At 68.1% G+C, this 18,179-nt stretch carries 15 protein-coding genes; 10 read left to right on the top strand and 5 right to left on the bottom strand.

The genetic code is table 11. From position 1 onward, the window contains the following. Nucleotides 1-31: 31 nt before the first annotated feature. Complete coding sequence (locus VNJ48_RS07245) at nucleotides 32-616, bottom strand: XRE family transcriptional regulator (protein ID WP_325600571.1); 585 nt, start codon at nucleotides 614-616, stop codon at nucleotides 32-34. A 104-nt stretch (nucleotides 617-720) separates the two neighbouring features. On the opposite strand from VNJ48_RS07245, the gene VNJ48_RS07240 reads away from it, so the two are divergent. Continuing rightward, the gene (locus VNJ48_RS07240) at nucleotides 721-1,362 is read left to right on the top strand and encodes a class I SAM-dependent methyltransferase (protein WP_325600569.1); all 642 of its coding nucleotides are present in this window, start codon (nucleotides 721-723) and stop codon (nucleotides 1,360-1,362) included. 127 nt (nucleotides 1,363-1,489) lie between these two features. Here VNJ48_RS07240 and VNJ48_RS07235 read toward each other — a convergent pair whose 3' ends face one another. Further along, nucleotides 1,490-2,245: a class I SAM-dependent methyltransferase gene (locus VNJ48_RS07235; RefSeq protein ID WP_325600567.1), complete on the bottom strand. Its 756-nt coding sequence runs from the start codon at nucleotides 2,243-2,245 to the stop codon at nucleotides 1,490-1,492. Nucleotides 2,246-2,808: 563 nt separating this feature from the next. Here VNJ48_RS07235 and VNJ48_RS07230 point away from each other — a divergent pair. Beyond that, nucleotides 2,809-3,462: a hypothetical protein gene (locus VNJ48_RS07230; RefSeq protein ID WP_325600565.1), complete on the top strand. Its 654-nt coding sequence runs from the start codon at nucleotides 2,809-2,811 to the stop codon at nucleotides 3,460-3,462. 216 nt (nucleotides 3,463-3,678) lie between these two features. Continuing rightward, nucleotides 3,679-4,242 carry a hypothetical protein gene (locus tag VNJ48_RS07225; protein ID WP_325600563.1) on the top strand — a complete coding sequence of 188 codons (564 nt, stop codon included), beginning with the start codon at nucleotides 3,679-3,681 and terminating at the stop codon, nucleotides 4,240-4,242. A gap of 120 nt (nucleotides 4,243-4,362) precedes the next feature. On the opposite strand, the gene VNJ48_RS07220 is transcribed toward VNJ48_RS07225, so the two are convergent. Next, nucleotides 4,363-5,271: an AraC family transcriptional regulator gene (locus VNJ48_RS07220; protein WP_325600561.1), complete on the bottom strand. Its 909-nt coding sequence runs from the start codon at nucleotides 5,269-5,271 to the stop codon at nucleotides 4,363-4,365. 141 nt (nucleotides 5,272-5,412) lie between these two features. Here VNJ48_RS07220 and VNJ48_RS07215 point away from each other — a divergent pair, with 141 nt between their 5' ends. Continuing rightward, complete coding sequence (locus tag VNJ48_RS07215) at nucleotides 5,413-5,550, top strand: hypothetical protein (protein ID WP_325600559.1); 138 nt, start codon at nucleotides 5,413-5,415, stop codon at nucleotides 5,548-5,550. Here the strand turns inward: VNJ48_RS07215 and VNJ48_RS07210 are convergent. Together VNJ48_RS07210 and glgP are read right to left on the bottom strand one after the other, a co-directional pair. Beyond that, nucleotides 5,547-6,029: a GNAT family N-acetyltransferase gene (locus tag VNJ48_RS07210; RefSeq protein ID WP_325600557.1), complete on the bottom strand. Its 483-nt coding sequence runs from the start codon at nucleotides 6,027-6,029 to the stop codon at nucleotides 5,547-5,549. The two genes, VNJ48_RS07215 and VNJ48_RS07210, sit on opposite strands and share 4 nt — an antisense overlap. Nucleotides 6,030-6,035: 6 nt before the next feature. Continuing rightward, on the bottom strand, nucleotides 6,036-8,621 hold the full coding sequence (gene glgP / locus VNJ48_RS07205; RefSeq protein WP_325600555.1) for an alpha-glucan family phosphorylase: 2,586 nt from the start codon (nucleotides 8,619-8,621) through the stop codon (nucleotides 6,036-6,038). Between the two features lie 236 nt (nucleotides 8,622-8,857). Here glgP and VNJ48_RS07200 point away from each other — a divergent pair, with 236 nt between their 5' ends. From VNJ48_RS07200 to VNJ48_RS07175, 6 genes are all read left to right on the top strand, one after another. Further along, entirely contained in the window at nucleotides 8,858-10,831 is a 1,974-nt protein-coding gene (locus tag VNJ48_RS07200; RefSeq protein ID WP_325600553.1) for an alpha-1,4-glucan--maltose-1-phosphate maltosyltransferase, read from the top strand. Then, nucleotides 10,828-12,561, top strand: a complete 1,734-nt coding sequence (treS, locus tag VNJ48_RS07195; protein WP_325600551.1) for a maltose alpha-D-glucosyltransferase — start codon at nucleotides 10,828-10,830, stop codon at nucleotides 12,559-12,561. The genes VNJ48_RS07200 and treS overlap by 4 nt, the downstream gene beginning before the upstream one ends. Continuing rightward, nucleotides 12,558-14,006, top strand: coding sequence for a maltokinase N-terminal cap-like domain-containing protein (locus VNJ48_RS07190; protein ID WP_325600549.1), 1,449 nt, complete (start codon nucleotides 12,558-12,560; stop codon nucleotides 14,004-14,006). The genes treS and VNJ48_RS07190 overlap by 4 nt, the downstream gene beginning before the upstream one ends. Then, nucleotides 14,003-15,946, top strand: coding sequence for a 1,4-alpha-glucan branching protein GlgB (gene glgB, locus VNJ48_RS07185; RefSeq protein WP_325600548.1), 1,944 nt, complete (start codon nucleotides 14,003-14,005; stop codon nucleotides 15,944-15,946). Before VNJ48_RS07190 ends, glgB begins: the two co-directional genes overlap by 4 nt. Before the next feature lie 260 nt (nucleotides 15,947-16,206). Continuing rightward, nucleotides 16,207-17,145, top strand: a complete 939-nt coding sequence (locus VNJ48_RS07180; protein WP_325600546.1) for a type IV toxin-antitoxin system AbiEi family antitoxin domain-containing protein — start codon at nucleotides 16,207-16,209, stop codon at nucleotides 17,143-17,145. Nucleotides 17,146-17,381: 236 nt separating this feature from the next. Then, a complete protein-coding gene (locus tag VNJ48_RS07175) occupies nucleotides 17,382-18,125 on the top strand; it encodes an NUDIX hydrolase (RefSeq protein WP_325600544.1) in 744 nt (247 codons plus the stop codon). Nucleotides 18,126-18,179 lie beyond the last annotated feature (54 nt).

Here is an 18,179-nt window from a genome sequence, read left to right as displayed (position 1 = left end):
CAGCGGCGCAAACCCAAGGGACCGGGTGGCATCAATGTTTGGGCGCGGCACGGACGTGGGCGCGTTCGCCTTGCTTGCCGATCAGGCTGAGGAACTCGACCGGCCCTGCGCTGGTGGCACCGAACCAGTGGGGGGTGCGAGTGTCGAACTCTGCGACCTCGCCCGGATTGAGAATGATGTCGTGCTCGCCAAGAACGAGGCGGAGGTGACCGTTGAGGACGAAGGCCCAATCGTAGCCTTCGTGGGTCCGCAGGTCAGGTTCGGCGTCGTCGCGACCCGCAGGGAGGACGAACTTGTACGCCTGGATGCCGCCGGGTCTGCGGGTCAGCGGCACGACGGTGGACCCGTCGCTGTTGGCGATGGGTTTCAGGTTGATACGGGGGTCGCCGGTGGCTGGTGCGTCCACGAGCTCGTCCAAGGTCACGCCGTACGACTGGGCGAGCGGCAGCAGCTGCTCGAGGGTGGGACGCCGCAGCCCGGTCTCCAGCCGCGAAAGCGTGCTGACCGAGATACCGGTTTCGGTCGAGAGGTCGCTCAGCGTGATGTCGCGGCGCTGGCGAAGGGCCTTCAACCGCGGACCCACAGCGTCGACGGTGCGTTTCCAGGAATCCGACATGCCGTCACTTTGCCATTCGGCAACAACGTTTGCAATCCAGAAGCGGGCCGGTCACTGTTGTGAGGACAGGTCACTTCGTACCGACCGCCCTTGGAGACGCCACCATGACGCACACGTTCGACGACGACTACTGGAAGGACATCTGGGAGGGTGAGCGCGCCCCGTCCATGGGTGCGAGCGACGCCAACCCCCACCTCGTGCGCGAGACCGGCACCCTGGCACCGGGGACAGCACTGGACGCCGGGTGCGGGGCCGGCGCCGAGGCTATCTGGCTCGCCACGCAGGGCTGGCAGGTCACTGCAGCCGACATCGCCGCCGCAGCACTCGAGCGCGCAGCCGCCCGCGCTGCCGCCCGCGGGGTGGGCGACAGGGTGGAGTGGGTGGAAGCTGACCTCGCGGTCTGGGACCCGGAGGCTCGGTACGACCTCGTGACCACTCACTACGCCCACCCGTCGATCCCGCAGCTCGACTTGTACGACCGCATCGGCACATGGGTGGCCCCCGGCGGCACGCTGCTCATCGTCGGGCACCTGCACCATGACTACGGCCACGACCATGGGCACAACCACAACCAGAACACCCCGCCGGCGGAAGCGTCCGCGACGGCTGCGGCCATCACTGCCCGCCTCGACGTCGCCTCGTGGGACGTGAGAACGGCAGAGGAGTCGCAACGAGTCCTGACCCGCCCCGGAGGCGGCAAGGTCACGCTGCACGACGTCGTTGTGAGAGCCACCCGCCGCACCTGAGCGTCCCCGCCGACCGCGTTCACAACGTCACGGGGAACTACGCCAGCCTCGACGCGCCGAACACACAGGTGCTGATCGCCCTTCCGCACGACCGTGACGAGCTCTGCGCGCCGTACGCCACCGAGTCCTAGACCGTGGGTCGCTCCGCCGCGGCGAGATACGTCGACGGCAGGTGCTCGCTTGCGCCGAGCCCGGCGTACATGTCCACGTGGCCGCCCTCGTTCAGCGTTGTGAGAACAAGCCCGGCGCGGAGCATGGCGGTGACAACCTGCCCTAGGTTCCAGACGTACGACGTGTGGGGCGGCGTCGCCAAGCCCAGTTCGGCCACAACTTCCGGCTCCTTCGCGATGTCGCGTGCGCCGCGCCAGGCGTGGTCGAAGTAGCTCGCAGTCACAGTCAGCAGCTCAGGACCCGTGACAGTGAGCACCTCCCACAGCGGATGGTGTTCGGCGACGACCAGACGTCCGCCCGGGACCAGCCGCCCCGCCATGTCGGCCACCCAGGTATCGAGGTCGGGCACCCAACAGATGCCGCCCCACGACACATAGACAACATCGAAGTAGCGCAGATTGTCGGGCAGCGACGTCATGTCGCCGACGAGGAAAGCAACCTCGACGCCGAGAGCCTCGGCCTTGACGCGTGCGGTCCGAATGTGGGTAGGGGCGATGTCGATCGCTGTGACGATCGCACCAGCGACCGCGAGCGTCACCGCTTCGTCGCCAGTCGACGCCGCCACCTGGAGAATACGACGGCCCTTGACCCCGCCCATCGCCTCGATCTCAGCCGGGCTGACGGCGTTGCCCGTTGCGCGGAGCACCTCGACCGGCTCACCCGGCCGGTGGGCGGCCAAGCCCTCCCAGTACTTTGCGTTCTGCTGGATCACTTGGGACATGCGCTGACCTCACCACGTTGGGGAAGCCCAGCGCTTGGACGATGCCAGTTGCCCCTCGGAAGAACCGGCGAGAGGAACCATCCTCCCGAGCACTCGAATCCTGGCCAGGCCCCACAAAACCCCTACACCCTCAACTGTGAAGAGCCCGTAAAGAACGATCACGCGCACGCGGCACCAAGCCTTGTCAGGTGACAGTCGCCCTCCGTATCGGGGTCTGGCGGGTGACCGATTGCTTGTCCGGTAGAAGTTGAGCGCTGTCGACTCAAGAAGTTGCGGGCGGGATATTGGTACAGGGTGGGTCCGAGGTATGTGGTTGATCGAGTCCCGACAACGGACTGACAACCGATCGTTCTGAGACTCGGGTCGAGCAGAAGATGCTGTCCAACAATTCTTGACTGTTACTTCGCAAGATGGTTGCGTATTACTACGCGCCTATTCAAGCGATATCAGCAGACGCGAGATCTCGGGAAGATCAACCGTCATACACGCAACCTTGTTTCTCCGTATGGGGAACCAGCGGTGGTGTCGTTACGTCTCAGTTGTGCGCGTTCCAAGTGAAGCGAAACCCGCTTTCCACAACAACGCAGCCAAGGAGAACAATGACCACCTTTCCGCCCTCCGTACCTGGGTCGAGGCCCCGGCGCATTTCGGTGCGTGGCCTCTTCATCGCCGCCATCGTGAGCGTGTTGACGCTGTCGACGCTCGGTTCCACTGTGAATGCCGACACCCCCCAGCCCGACGGGCCGCCCGATGGCGGGGACCACAGTTGGTGCTACTTGTCCGGCTTCAGCGAGCGGACGGCGGCCGATGCTGCGATGACGCGGCTGCGTGAACAGACCGATGTGACGACCAACTACCCGGGTAGCTGCGGAGCGAAGACCGATGTGCGCTGGACCCAAGGGGACCTCGGCGGCTCGTTCGGCCGGGGCGAGTGCATCGTCAGGCTCAACGGATCGTGCGACGTCTACCGCATCACTCTGGCTATGGGGACCATCAACAACACCCAGCAGCCTGTCAATCAGCGATCCAAGACCAGCTGCCACGAGCTTGGCCACACGGTCGGCGTACGGCACTACTCGGACAATTTCTTCCCGGGTGACGACACCGCTCACAGCTGTCTTCGTTCAGGCGAGGTCACGGGGGCCTGGACCAACATCACGCTCTACGGCAACCACCACCGCACCCAGCACATCAACATCACCTTCTGATAGGAGAATGCGATGCATAAGACCATCCAGGTTGCCGTCATGGTTCTGACCGTTGGCCTCGCTACCGGGGCCTGCAGCGCGGAGGCCGACCGCAGCACCGCTCAAGAACGGCCTACCACCAGCGCAACGATTGGCGGCGCACCCACGCAGAACCCCTCTGTCGACGCTGCGGTGGTACGCGGTAGCAGTGAGTACGACTACCCCCAGACCAGATCAGTGTCGGAGGCGGCTCGCAAGGCGTCCTCAGCGTTGATCGGCGAGGTGGTCGGCTGGAGTGACGGGCAGACCACCGTCGAGTCCGACGGCGCCGGGTACGAAGACTTCAGCTACAACGCCGTACTGGCCGTCAAGGTCCAGACTGCACGACGCAACACCGCGCAGCGACCGGGCGAGATTGCCTACGTCACGGTCTACCGGGGAGGGGAGCTGCGGATCGACGGCCAGCCCCAGGGGAGCGAGCCCGCCTTCGCGTCCGTGGAGGAGTTGAGCGCAGCGGTCCCGCCCGGCACCCGCGTCATTGTGCTGGCGAACCCCGTACCCCCCGCGAGCCAACTCCAGACCGACACCCCGGGAGCTGCGGTCGTGTCTGAGGCCCAGGGCGTGCCGCAGGGCGCCACCCTGATTCAGCCCACACCGCAGGGACTGCTGTTTCAAGACGAGACCGGTGGCATCGACAGCGGCGTGGCAGATGGCGAATCAGGCTGGGGCTGGATTCCCGGCAACGTACCCGCACCGAACAGCTTCGCCTATCTCGCTGCAGAGGTCGGACGACTCCGCTAGGCACCTCGAAGTCAAGACCTACCTACGACCTCGAGCGCCTTCGCCCCCATCTGGTGGCGAAGGCGCTCGTTGATCTTCCTAGCTGTCTGGTACCCACGGGATCGTCGCTCGGGGATGCCTTCAGGCAGGTCGCCCCACCCAGTCGGCCGGGTCCCCTGCATCCAGGTCGGTGATCCCGGCCTTCTCGAGCGCGCCGAGCACGATGACTCGGCGTACGGCGGCGAAGGTCAGGACGTGGGCGATCATGCCGCCGTAGGTGAACGCCTTCGGTTCGTTGCACGTGACGTCCAGGAAGGTGTCGTCCAGCCGCCCTTCCCGGATCGTGTCGTGCACCTGGGCCAAGAAGAGCGGGCCCTCGACGGCGAGCTCGCGTCGCAGGGTGCTGATGGACTTGGTGCGCTCGGCCTCCCAGTCGTGGCTCCGCTGGGTGCAGGCGGCGTTCCACTGGGCGAGCTGGCCGACCAACCTGCCCAGCACGGAGCGCATCGACATGTCGTCGTCGATCGTGCCGACAGAGACGCGGATCGGCTCGTCGAGCTGCACATCGGTGAGGCGGCCGGCGCGCTCGAGCAGCTCGCCGGTCAGCCAGACGTGGTGCTCGACCATGCGGGTCAACAGGTCCATGGGGGTCACCTTCGCGGTGGTGGGCAGCCGGAGGCTGCCGGGCGGGTGGAAGTGCACCTCGCTGGGCGCGGTGATCTGCGTCCTGCCGGGGTGGCGACGCCAGTGGGCCGGCGGAGCGCCGTACGCCCTGGTGAAAGCGCGGGTGAACGCCTCGTGCGACCCGAACCCCGCCTCCAGCGCGACGTCGAGGACCTGGCGGTCGGTCACCGCCAGCCGGTAGGCCGCCCGCTCGAGCAGCAGGCGCCGGCGCATCCGTTCCGGAGGCTCGCCCGCGGCGGCGGACACGATCCGGTCGAGGTGGAAGCGCGAGAGGTGGAGTCGTCGCGCTCGCTCCTCGCTGTCGAGCTCCAACGTGTCGGCCATGGTGGTGAGGAAGGCCGCGAACGTGTCGCTCGCTGTCGTCATGCGGACACTGTGCACCCGCGGCAGCCGGCGGCGCTTGATCCGGCTTGCGCCCTCTTCTCGCTCCGGGCGGCCGCACTCCCGTCGCTGGGGCCACCGGCTTCGAACACCCACCAGGGAACGACACGACGCAAGGAGGAGACCATGTGGGACACCGTCCTGACCAACGACGTGCACCTGTCGCACGACATGCCGTGCACGCGGTGCGGGCACGCCGTCCACACCTTCCTCGCCTGCGGCCCCGGATGCGCGTGCGCACCCGTCGTGATGCCCGGGAGCTAGGAGGCAGGGCCGATCTGCTTGCTGAGCACGAACATCCGCTGGCCGGTCGACGTGACGAAGTCTTCCGTCGGCTGCCAGCCGCATCCTCGGTAGAAGCCCGCAGCGCCTGAGGTGCCGACCCACAGCTCCCCGAAGCCGTGCTCCGTCGCCCAGTGCTCCAGGTGCCTCATCAGCAGACGCCCGGCGCCGCTCCCCCGCCGATCCGGGCTCACGATCGTGCCGATGACCCACGGTGAGGTCTCGCGTCGCTCCTCCAGGTCATGGACGTCCAGGCCCACAGCGCCGACCACCTCGCCGGAATCGTCCAGGCACACGAACGTCACGGGCAGGGCGCTGCGGCCTGCTTCGCGGGTCGTCACGTCCAGCCAGAACGAGCGCTCGACTGGCTCGGGCGGGTGCCCCCACTCCCGCCAGCGCAGGTCCGCAACGGCGGGTATGCACTCAGGCAGGTCGGCCAGGAGCGCCGTCGAGAATCGCATCCGTCGTCAGGCGGGGAGCGAGACGAGTCCCATCTCCGAGACCGACGCCAGCGCTGCATTCCGCGGCACGACGCGCACGGTGTAGCCGAACGAGCCCGAACGGTCGAGGGTGACGGAGGCATCGAACCGGTGCCGGTTGCCCTCGTAGGACTCGCTCTGGCGCATCACCGTCGTAGCGGCGTCGAGCAGCAGGTCGTCGGCGCTGGGCCGGCCATGCACCACCTGGACCTCGACGTCGTCGACGCTCAGGTCGCCCAGGGCGATGAAGGAGTGCACGTCGACGGTCGCGCCGACCTCGGCTGCATCGCCGACTCCGTCCGTGTCGACGTGCTCGACGCGCACCGACGGCCAGGCCGCACGCACACGTTGCTTCCACTCCGAGAGCTCGCGAGCGCCGCGGTAGTCGGAGTTCAGGGCCCGGGACGTGTGGGCCGCCGGAGCGTAGAGCTCGCGGACGTAGTCGCGCACCTGACGGGTCGCGAGGACCTTGGGCCCGAGCGACTTGAGGGTGTGCCTGACCATCTCCAGCCAACGGGTGGGCACGCCGTTCTCGTCCAGGTCGTAGAAGCGCGGAGCGACCTCGTTCTCGATCAGGTCGTAGAGCGCGTCCGCCTCGAGGTCGTCGCGACGCTCGGTCGACTCGACACCGTCGGCGGTCGGAATGGCCCAGCCGTTGTTGCCGTCGTACCACTCGTCCCACCAGCCGTCGAGGATGGAGAGGTTGAGACCACCGTTGAGCGCGGCCTTCATGCCGGAGGTGCCGCACGCCTCGTAGGGACGCAACGGGTTGTTCAACCACACGTCGCAGCCGGGGTAGAGCGGCTGGGCCATCGCGATGTCGTAGTTGGGCAGGAAGACGATGCGGTGGCGGACCTCGGCGTCGTCGGCGAAGCGCACGATCTCCTGGATCAGCTTCTTGCCGCCGTCGTCGGCGGGGTGCGACTTGCCCGCGATCACCAGCTGGATCGGGCGCTCCGGGTGAAGCAGGAGCTTCTTGAGCCGCTCGGGGTCACGCAGCATGAGCGTGAGTCGCTTGTACGACGGCACGCGGCGGGCGAAGCCGATCGTGAGCACGTCCGGGTCGAGCACGGACTGCACCCAGCCGAGCTCGGAGGGGGAAGACCCGCGCTTGATCCAGGACCGCGTGAGCCGGCTGCGGGCGTCAGCGACGAGACGGGCCCGCAGCGTGCGCTTGAGGTCCCACAGGCGCTTGTCGTCGATCTTGTCGACCAGTGGCCACAGCGCGTCGGTGTCGTCGGAGTCGACGTCCGCCCCGAGCTCGGCCGCCAGCTCGAAGATCTCGCGGGCGATCCAGGTCGGGCCGTGCACGCCGTTGGTGATCGAGCCGATCGGCACCTCGGCCTCGTCGAACGCCGGCCAGAGGCCGTTGAACATGCCCCGGCTGACGTGGCCGTGCAGCTCGGACACACCGTTGGCGCGTTGCGCCAGGCGGAAGCCCATGACTGCCATGTTGAAGACGCCGGCGTCGCCGCCCTTGTAGTCCTCGGCACCCAGTGCCAGGACCCGGTCCGCGGGAACTCCCGGGGTCGGCGAGGACTCGCCGCCGAAGTACTGCTGCATCAGCTCGCGCGGGAACCTGTCGATGCCGGCGGGGACCGGCGTGTGGGTCGTGAAGACGGTGCCCGCCCGCGAGACCTCGAGCGCGGTGTCGAAGTCGAGGCCGGGTCCGCCCTCACCCACGGTGAGCTCACGGATCCGCTCGACACCGAGGAACCCGGCGTGCCCCTCATTGGTGTGGAAGACCTCAGGCGCCGAGGCGCCGGTGACGCGGGAGAAGACACGCAGGGCACGGACCCCACCGACGCCCAGCAGGAGCTCCTGGCGAAGACGGTGCTCGGAGTTGCCGCCGTACAACCTGTCGGTCACGTCGCGGTAGTACTGCGGGTTCTCCTCGATGTCGGAGTCGAGCAGCAGCAGCGGGACTCGGCCGACGTTCGCGACGAAGATCCGGGCCAGCAGGTCGGGGCCACCGGGCATCGAGATCGACACGATGGCGCGGGAGCCGTCCTCGTTGCGCAGCAGGTGCAGGGGCAGCTCGTCGGGGTCGAGGACCGGGTAGGTCTCCTGCTGCCACCCCTCCCGGGACAACGACTGCTTGAAGTAGCCGTGGCGGTAGAACAGGCCCACGCCGATGACGGGGATGCCGAGGTCCGAGGCCGCCTTGAGGTGGTCGCCCGCAAGGATCCCGAGTCCACCTGAGTACTGCGGGAGCACGGCGCTGATGCCGTATTCAGGCGAGAAGTAGGCGATGGCCGTCGGGGCGTCGTCGCCAGCCTTGCGGGCGTACCACCGCTCACCGGTCAGGTAGTCGTTCAGCGAGCTGGTGGCTGCCTCCAGCTGGGCCAGGAACGCCTCGTCGCGGGACAGCTCGTCGAGGCGCTCGCGGCCGACGGCACCGAGCAGGAGCACGGGGTCGTGGTTGACCTCAACCCACAGACGGGGGTCGATCGCCGCGAAGACGTCCTGCGTCTCCGGATGCCAGGACCAGCGCAGGTTGCCCGCCAGCGTGGTCAGGCCAACGAGGCTCACTGGCAGGACAGGACGGACGGTGAATCGTCGGATAGCTCGCACGAGCGACGACCGTAGACCATTTCTTGGATCGATCCAAGAGGCTGGGTCGTGGCAACCGCCAAGCGGACTAGACCAGTGCGACCGAGCCGGCCGTCGCACTCGGCGGGCGGACCCACCGCTCGAAGGCGTGACGTGGCTCACCCGGTGTGACGCGGTGGGGTGCTGAGGTAGCCCCGACGGGTGGGCCCGATCGCCCTCGGCTTGCATGCGGCACTGGGAGTCGCAAGTGTGGGCGCATGGTTGGACGCATACCCGTCATGGACGTCTCCCCCGTGGTCGACCTCGGCCGACACCCGGCCAAGGCGACCGTGGGCGAGCCGTTGCCCGTGCGCGCTCTGGTCTTCCGGGAAGGCCACGACCGGCTCGGTGCCGAAGTCGTGCTGATCGACCCTCAGGGCAACCGGCGACCCCCGGTGCGCATGGTCGCGCAGGGTGCCGAGGTCCCCGACCTGTACGCCGCCTGGGTGACCCCCGACGTCGAGGGAGCCTGGACCTTCGAGATCCAGGCCTGGGCGGATCCGATCGCGACCTGGGAGCACGACGCGGGCCTGAAGATCCCGGCCGGGGTCGACGTCGAGCTGATGTTCACCGAGGCCCAGCTGCTCCTTGCCCGCGTGCTGGAAGCGGCCATGCTCGACAAGCGCGAGAAGGCACTTCTCAGCGCTGCCGCTCAAGCTGCCACCGACGAGAAGCGACCGGTCGCGGCGCGGCTCGCCGTCCTGCAGAGCCAGGAGCTCCACGACCTGCTCGTGGCTCACCCGCTCCGCGAGCTGGTCACGGTCGAGGGTCCCTATCCGCTGTACGCCGACCGCACCCGTGCGCTCTTCAGTGCGTGGTACGAGTTCTTCCCCCGCTCCGAGGGAGCGACCACCGACCCCAAGACCGGCGAGGTCACCAGCGGCACCTTCCTCACCGCGGCGAAGCGTCTCGACGACGTTGCCACGATGGGCTTCGACGTGGTCTACCTGCCGCCGATCCACCCCATCGGCGAGGTCAACCGCAAAGGGCCCAACAACACGTTGACGCCCGGTCCGACGGACCCCGGCTCGCCGTGGGCGATCGGCAGCAAGGACGGCGGGCACGACGCCGTCCACCCCGACCTGGGGACGCTCGACGACTTCGACGCGTTCGTGGCCCGCGCCCGGGAGCTGGACCTCGAGGTGGCGATCGACCTCGCGCTGCAGGCCGCCCCGGACCACCCGTGGGTCAAGACCCACCCGCAGTTCTTCACCACGCGCGCCGACGGCACCATCGCGTACGCGGAGAACCCGCCGAAGAAGTATCAGGACATCTATCCCATCAACTTCGACAACGATCCCTCCGGGATCTGCCGCGAGGTCCTGCGCATCGTGCGGCACTGGATGGCCCACGGCGTGCGCATCTTCCGCGTCGACAACCCGCACACCAAACCGCTGCCGTTCTGGGAGTGGCTGCTGCGCGAGGTCCGACGGACCGACCCCGACGTCCTCTTCCTGTCCGAGGCGTTCACCCGGCCCGCGATGATGCACGGCCTGGGAGCGGTCGGCTACCACCAGAGCTACACCTACTTCACGTGGCGTACCACCAAGCAGGAGCTCGAGTCCTACCTCACCGAGGTCGCGACCGAGTCCGACCACGTCATGCGGCCCAACTTCTTCGTCAACACCCCCGACATCCTGCACGGCTATCTGCAGTACGGCGGCCCGGCGGCGTTCAAGATCCGCGCCGTTCTGGCGGCGTGCGGCTCGCCGAGCTGGGGCGTCTACGCCGGCTACGAGCTCTACGAGCACGTGGCGGTGAGACCCGGCTCCGAGGAGTACCTCGACTCGGAGAAGTACCAGGTCCGGGTCCGCGACTGGAAGCAGGCGGAGGCCGACGGTCGGTCGCTGGCGCCATACCTCACCCGGCTCAACGACCTCCGTCGCCAGCACCCCGCCCTCCAGCTGCTGCGCAACCTGACGATCCACAGCAGCGACGACGACAACGTCCTGGTCTTCTCCAAGAAGCACGGCGACGACGTCGTGATCGTGGTGGTCAACCTCGATCCCCACGCGACCCGCGAGACGGTGTTGCACCTCGACATGCCTGCGCTCGGTCTGGACTGGCACGACTCCTTCGTTGCCCACGACGAGATCACCGGGGCCGACTGGAGCTGGAGCCAGAACAACTACGTCCGGCTGGATCCCGGCCACGAGCCCGCCCACATCGTGACCCTGAGGAGCCCCCGTTGAGTGAAGTTCCCACCAAGGTCGTCAACCAGGGCTCGGACACCGAATGGTTCCGCACCGCGGTGTTCTACGAGGTGCTGGTGCGGTCGTTCCGAGACTCCAACGGCGACGGGACCGGCGACTTCAAGGGCCTGATCGAGAAGCTCGACTACCTCCAGTGGCTCGGCGTCGACTGCCTGTGGGTGCCCCCGTTCTTCACCTCGCCGCTGCGAGACGGCGGCTACGACGTCGCCGACTACATCGACATCCTTCCCGAGTGCGGCACCACCGAGGACTTCCACGAGTTCCTCGACGAGTGCCACAAGCGCGACATCCGGGTGATCATCGACTTCGTCATGAACCACACCTCGGACGCACATCCGTGGTTCCAGGCGAGCCGGGAGGACCCGACGGGGCCGTACGGCGACTTCTACGTGTGGTCGGACACCGACGAGCTCTACCAAGAGGCGCGGATCATCTTCGTCGACACCGAGCCGTCGAACTGGACCTGGGACCCGGTCCGCCAGCAGTACTACTGGCACCGGTTCTTCCACCACCAGCCCGACCTGAACTTCGACAACCCGGCGGTCCAGGACGCGATCATGGACGCGATGGCGTTCTGGCTCGACATGGGGCTCGACGGCTTCCGCCTCGACGCGGTGCCCTACCTCTTCGAGCGCCCCGGTACCAACGGGGAGAACCTCCCCGAGACGCACGAGTTCCTCAAGAAGTGCCGTCAGTTCGTCGACGACAAGTACCCCGGCCGCGTGCTGCTGTGCGAGGCCAACCAGTGGCCGGCCGACGTCGTTGAGTACTTCGGCCCGGAGCTGGACGAGGAAACCGGACGCTGGGTCGGGACCGAGTGCCACATGGCCTTCCACTTCCCGGTCATGCCGCGCATCTTCATGGCCGTGCGCCGCGAGTCCAGGTTCCCGATCTCGGAGATCCTCGAGCAGACGCCGGCCATCCCCGACGGCTGCCAGTGGGGCATCTTCCTGCGCAACCACGACGAGCTGACGCTCGAGATGGTCACCGACGAGGACCGCGACTACATGTGGGGCGAATACGCCCAGGACCCCCGGATGAAGGCCAACATCGGCATCCGGCGGCGCCTGGCCCCGCTGCTGGACAACGACGTCAACCGGATGGAGCTCTTCACCGCGCTCCTGCTCTCGCTACCGGGTTCTCCGGTGCTCTACTACGGCGACGAGATCGGGATGGGCGACAACATCTGGCTCGGCGACCGCGACGGCGTCCGCACCCCGATGCAGTGGACGCCCGACCGCAACGCCGGGTTCTCCTCCGCCAACCCGGGCAAGCTCCACCTGCCGGCCATCCAGGACCCGGTCTACGGCTACCAGTCGGTCAACGTCGAGGCGCAGCTCGAGAACTCGTCGTCCCTGCTCCACTGGACCCGGCGGCTCGTGCACGCCCGGCGTCGTCACCCCGCCTTCGGGCTGGGCACCTTCACCGACCTCGGCGGGTCGAACCCGACGGTGCTGTCCTACGTCCGCGAGCACGAGGCGGCCGACGGCAGCCGCGACGTCATCCTCTGCATCAACAACCTCAGCCGGTTCCCCCAGCCCGTCGAGCTGGACCTGAGGCACTGGGAGGGCATGGTGCCCATCGAGCTGCTGGGCGGCGTGCCGTTCCCGTCCATCGGCGAGCTTCCCTACCTCCTCACGCTCGGGGGCTACGGGTTCTACTGGATGCGACTGATCGACGGCAATCCCGGCGAAGAGGGGCACGAATGACCCAGCAACCTGGTTTCGGCCAACACCCGAATGGTCCGACCACCCACGGACTGAAGCCCTACATCGACAGCGCCCGGTGGTTCGGCGGCAAGGGCCGCGCCTGGGAGCTCGGGGTCGTGCGCCGGGTCGGCACGCTGCCCGGCTCGACCCCCCACCTCACCGTCGTCATCGACCTGGCCGAGATCGCGTACGCCGACGGCGAGCCCGAGTTCTACCAGGTCCCGCTCGCGCTCTACGCGGAGCCGCAGGACCGGCTCGGGCACGCGTTGATCGACGTGATCGACACCGGGGACGGGGCAGCCACCTACGCCTACGACGCTCTCCACGACCGGGCCGCCATGGCGCTGTGGCTCGAGGCCTTCGCGTCCGTCGCCGACGGCAAGGTCACCGCTGAGGACCTCGCGTTCCACCGCGTGGAGGGTCACGACCTCGACACCGAGGCGCACTCGACCCTCTTCACCGGCGAGCAGTCCAACTCCTCGGTGGCCTTCGGCGAGGACTCGCTGATGAAGGTCTTCCGCCGGGTCACCCCCGGCGTCAACCCCGACGTGTCGATCCACGAGGTGCTGACCCGTGCCGGTTCCGACCACGTGGCGGCTCTGTACGGGTGGCTCGACGTCGTCGACGAGACCACCGACTCCACGATCCAGCTCGCCATGCTGCAGCAGTTCCTCCGCACCGCGAGTGACGGCTGGGAGCTCGCCCTCGCGAGCGTGCGCAACCTCTTCGCCGAGGGCGACCTGCACGCCGACGAGGTCGGTGGCGACTTCGCCGGCGAGGCGGCGCGACTCGGTCGCGCCCTCGCCGAGACCCACCAGACGCTCGCCGAGCACTTCCCGGTCGCGACGCGGTCCGCGGACGAGATGGCGGAGCTGGCGTCGGCCATGGGCCAGCGCCTGGCAGACGCCATCGCGGTCGTGCCTGCCCTCGCCGAGCACGCTCCCGCGCTCGAGGCGGCCTACGACGCGCTCCGGTCCCTCGATGACGTCCCCGTGCAGCAGATCCACGGAGACCTCCACCTGGGCCAGACCCTACGGACCGTGAAGGGCTGGAAGATCGTCGACTTCGAGGGCGAGCCGTCCAAACCGCTCCACGAGCGCCTGCAACCCGACTCGCCCTGGCGCGACATCGCCGGGATGCACCGCTCGTTCGACTACGCGCCCCGCGCTGTGGCGATGACCAACCTCGCCTCCGAGCCCGAGCAGGCTGCTCGCGAACAGCAGGCCTACCGCGCCAACGAGTGGTCCACCCGCAACTCCCAGGCCTTCCTCGCCGCCTACGCCCAGCACGAGCTCTCAGAGTCGGAGCAGACCCTGCTGGCGGCGTACGCCGCCGACAAGGCCGTCTACGAGGTCGTCTACGAGGCCCGCAACCGCCCGACCTGGGTCGACATCCCGCTCGGGGCGCTCGCCCGACTGGCCCGCGACCGCACGGAGACACCATGACCCCTGACCAGCCGACCAACCGGACGACCGACCAGCCCAACGACCAGTCCGGGCATCTGGCCACTCCCGGCGAGCTCGACATCCACCTCATCCACGAGGGCCGCCACGAGGAGCTGTGGAAGGTGCTGGGGGCCCAGGTGGACGACGACGGCGTCGCCTTCCGGGTCTGGGCACCCAACGCCCTCGAGGTCCAGGTCGCCGGTGAGTGGGCGGGCTGGGACGGCGCCAGCCACCCGATGACGCGCGTGGATGACTCCGGGGTCTGGAGCGCCCACGTGCCAGGTCTTGGCATCGGGGCGCAGTACAAGTACCGCATCCGCGGCGCTGACGGCGCCTGGGTCGACAAGGCAGACCCCATGGCCCGCTATGCGGAGAAGCCACCGAGCACTGCCTCGATCGTGTGGGAGTCCGACTACACGTGGAACGACGACGACTGGCTGGCCGCACGCGCCACGAAGGAGCCCGTCGCGGCACCGATGGCGATCTACGAGGTGCACCTCGCGTCCTGGCGCAAGCACATCGGCAGTCACGAGGACGGCGCCGGGACCTACACCTGGCACGAGATCGCTGATGCACTCGTCCCCTACGTGCAGGACCTCGGCTTCACCCACGTCGAGCTGATGCCGGTGATGCAGCACCCGTTCGGCGGCTCGTGGGGCTACCACGTGACGTCGTACTTCGCCCCCGACTCCCGCTTCGGCGACCCTGACGGACTCAAGCTCCTGATCGACCGCCTGCACCAGGCCGGCATCAGCGTCATCCTCGACTGGGTGCCCGGCCACTTCGCCACCGATCCGTGGGCGCTGGCGCGGTTCGACGGCACGGCGCTCTACGAGGACCCCAACCCGCAGCGGGGCTGGCACAAGGAGTGGGGCTCCCACATCTTCAACTTCGGGCGACACGAGGTGCGCAACTTCCTGTACGCCAACGCGTTGTACTGGCTCGAGGAGTTCCACGCCGACGGCCTCCGCGTCGACGGCGTCGCGTCGATGCTCTACCTCGACTACGCCCGTGAGCACGGGGAATGGAGCCCCAACAAGAACGGCGGCCGGGAGAACCTCGAGGCGGTGCAGTTCCTGCAGGAGATGAACGCGACCGTCTACAAGCGCGTCCCGGGTGTCGTCACCATCGCGGAGGAGTCGACCGCCTGGCCGAGCGTGACCGGACCGACCTCCGAGGGCGGACTCGGCTTCGGCTACAAGTGGAACATGGGCTGGATGCACGACTCGCTCACCTACGTGGCGAAGGACCCCCTCTACCGCAGCCACCACCACGGCCAGATCACCTTCCCCCTGGTCTATGCCTACGCCGAGAACTACGTCCTGCCGATCAGCCACGACGAGGTCGTCCACGGCAAGGGCTCCTTGCTGCGCAAGATGCCTGGCGACCGCTGGCAGCAGCTGGCCAACCTGCGGGCCTACCTCGCCTACATGTGGGCGCACCCCGGCAAGCAACTCCTGTTCATGGGCTGCGAGCTCGGCCAGGAGTCGGAATGGGCCGAGTCGCGCGAGCTGGACTGGTGGCTGCTGGAGCACCCCGAGCACGCCGGCGTGCACGCCATGGTGCGTGACCTCAACCACGCCTACACCTCCTCCGGTGCCCTGTGGGGCCGGGACGAGGTGCCCGAGGGCTTCCAGTGGATCGACGCCAACGACGCCAACCGCAACGTCTTCTCGTTCGTCCGGCGTGCTCCCGGTCAGCCGGACGTCGTGTGCGTGTCCAACTTCGCCGCGGTGCCCCATGAGGGCTTCCGCCTCGGCCTGACGTCGACCGGGGCCTGGACGGAGATCCTGAACACCGACGCTGCGGCGTACACGGGATCAGGCGTGGGCAACCTCGGTGGCATCACGGCTGTCGCCGGTGACCACGACGGGCAGCCCGCCTACGCCGACATCGTCGTGCCGCCGCTGGCGACCGTGTGGTTCCGGCGCGAGGCCTGACTCCTCGTCTGCCCCTCCCCTGAACGTCCACCATGGGATGTTGGTGAATGGGCACTCCCCCAGGTCAATTGACCGAGGGAAGTGCCCGTTCGTCGACATCCCATGGTGTTCGGCCACCCCACGGCAAGCCGGCAGGGTCGCCGGGAGGACACGGCTGGCCGAACCACCACCTGTCCACAGGAGCTCGCACCGCGGCGTCGTTCACAGGGCGCCGTACCAGAAGCGAGCGGACCGCCCGAACACTGCGGAACCATCCAGGGATGGATCCGTTGCGTGCCATCTGCCACGAGCTCGGCTTCTTCACCCGCGAGCACGCTCGGGAGGCCGGGTACGACGGCCGGGCGATCACCCGTGAGGCGCGCGCCAACCGGTGGACACGCATTCGGCGGGGGTACTACACCTTCCCCGACATCTGGCAGACGAGCACCGACGAGGAGCGACACCTCATGAGATGTCGCGCTGTCCTGGACTCCCACGGAGACAACGTCGCACTCAGCCACACCTCCGGCTGCCTGGCCCTCGGCATCGACGTGTGGGGGCTGGACCTGAGCCGGGTCCATGTGACGCGCCTCGATGGAGGCGCCGGCAGGATCGAGGGCGACGTCGTGCACCACGAAGGGTTCGTTGCTTCAGGAGAGGTCGGGACTGTCAACGGCATGCGCGTGCTCGGTCCGGCACGCTGCACCCTCGAGGCCGGATCAGTCGGAACGCCCGAATGCGCACTCGTCCTCCTCAACTCCGCGCTCTACCGCGGGCTGTGCACCGACGCGGACATTGCCAACCAGTTCGATCTCATGGCCCATTGGCCGCGAGTCCGCCACCTGCACATACCCGTGCGCATGTGCACCCGTCAGTCAGAGTCGGTCGGCGAGTCCCGCGGCCTCTGGTTCTTCTGGGTCCAGCACCTTCCCGCACCTGAACTGCAGTACGAGGTCTTTGCGGACGGTCGACTCCTAGGTCGGACGGACTGGGCCTGGCCGAGATATCGAGGACTCGGCGAGTTCGACGGCAAGGTCAAGTACGGCAGTCTGCTCAAGCCCGGCCAGACACCGGGCGATGCCGTTTTCGAGGAGAAGCGGCGCGAGGACCTGCTTCGAGAAGCGACCCAGTCGTGGATGATCCGTCTCATCTGGTCAGACTTCGATCGCCCCTCGCAGACCGCCCAGAGGTTCCGACAGAAGTTTGCTGCGGCGAGCTGAGGCAGACGAAGCCACGCCCCCTCACCCGCCTGACTGTTCACCATGGGATGTCGGTGAATAAGCACTTCCCATGGTCAATTGACCGAGGGAAGTGCCCATCCGTCGACATCCCATGGTGTCTGACCGAAACCAGGGACCTCGCGCAGCCAGCGCGCCTCGCGACTGGCGGTGAGGTCCGGCCGAACGTCCCGACCAGCGCCTCGAAGCCACGTAGGGGGGCTCGCTAGGGTGGCGGGGTGAGCGAGTCGATCGACGTGACGACCGTGGCCGCCGGCATCGCCAGGCTGGCGTGGAGCCACGAGCACACGATCGATGACGTACGCCGAGAGGTCGCCGCCGCCCTGCGCGAGCACGGCCGGGTCGAGACCTGGGTCGATCCGGACGACCTGGCGGCCCAGCGGATGGCGACGTGGTCGGGCATGCACCGCGAGGGCGTGATGCGTGGCGTGTCGGTCGACGACCAGGCCGTGGACCGCATCGTCTACTCCCGCCTCGCCACCGATGCACCGCTGGACGACCCCGGGGGCTTTCGCTCCCTGCTCAACTCGTTCCTCCCGCGCAAGCGCGCCATCAGCCAGCTGCTGGTCCGCGACGACCGGGACCGCGTGCTGATGTGTCGCCTCACCTACAAACAGGACTGGGACCTTCCTGGCGGCGTGGTCGAGGTCGGGGAGTCCCCCCGGCTGGCCGTCGGCCGCGAGGTCGAGGAGGAGCTCGGACTCACCCTCTCGGTCGGCGACCTGCTCCTCACCGACTGGCTGCCCCCGTGGGGCGGCTGGGACGACGCCGTCTGCCTCGTCTTCGACGGCGGCACCCACCCCGAGTCGATCCTCGACCACGTGGTGAAGCAGGAGCGCGAGATCCGCGACGTCGCCTTCTGCACGCTCGACGAGGTCCGCTCCCGGGCGGCGGACTTCACCGCCCGACGGGTGGAGGCCGCACTGCGCGGCGGTGCCGGCTACACCGAGTCGGGCCGCTGAACCAAGTCGTCCGCGCGTCGGCACTCCCCAAGTCGCCGCAGTTGCAGCAAGATG

Origin of the sequence: Nocardioides sp., from assembly GCF_035576065.1 — a bacterium.
GTDB lineage: Bacteria > Actinomycetota > Actinomycetes > Propionibacteriales > Nocardioidaceae > Nocardioides.
Note: the sequence above shows the minus strand (reverse complement) of the source record. Positions and strands in the feature narration are given on the sequence as shown.